Here is a 480-nt window from a genome sequence, read left to right as displayed (position 1 = left end):
GGTGAATCTTCCGATTTAACAAGTGCACTTAGCGTATTTAAGGTGCTATGGAGTGGGTTAATAATCAGCAAGATGACTATGAAGGAGGTGTTTTTTTGTTATATATATTCAATCAAAATGAAGAACTACAAGCCGTCCTAAAAGAGTATACAGAAGCGTCCCACACTGAACAACTAAATAAAGATAACTTCTTTGAGTTTTGGATTCCAGCTAATCATCCGGATAGTCAATTCATCAAAGAAGAGAACTTTGTTGCTTTTAAGGACGAAGATGGCGAACTTCGATTGTTTGTTATTAAAGAATTAGAGGAAGTACACGATGATGTGTTGTATAAAGAAGTTTTCTGCAAGGCGGCATGGATGGATGAATTAGAAGACGAGGTGCTTGAAGAGAACAACGCTCAAGACCAAACGATGGAGGATGCCCTTTCTCAAGCCTTACAGGATACTAGATGGCAAGTAGGTGAAGTGGCCGAACTCG

General features: G+C 39.4%; 1 protein-coding gene. It reads left to right on the top strand.

Translation table 11 applies throughout. From position 1 onward, the window contains the following. Nucleotides 1-95 precede the first annotated feature (95 nt). The coding region (locus AB1471_RS17075) for a phage tail spike protein (RefSeq protein ID WP_367780939.1) at nt 96-480 on the top strand (385 nt) is incomplete at its 3' end.

Origin of the sequence: Jeotgalibacillus marinus (genome assembly GCF_040801915.1) — a bacterium.
GTDB classification, from domain to species: domain Bacteria; phylum Bacillota; class Bacilli; order Bacillales; family Jeotgalibacillaceae; genus Jeotgalibacillus; species Jeotgalibacillus marinus.
Note: the sequence above shows the minus strand (reverse complement) of the source record. Positions and strands in the feature narration are given on the sequence as shown.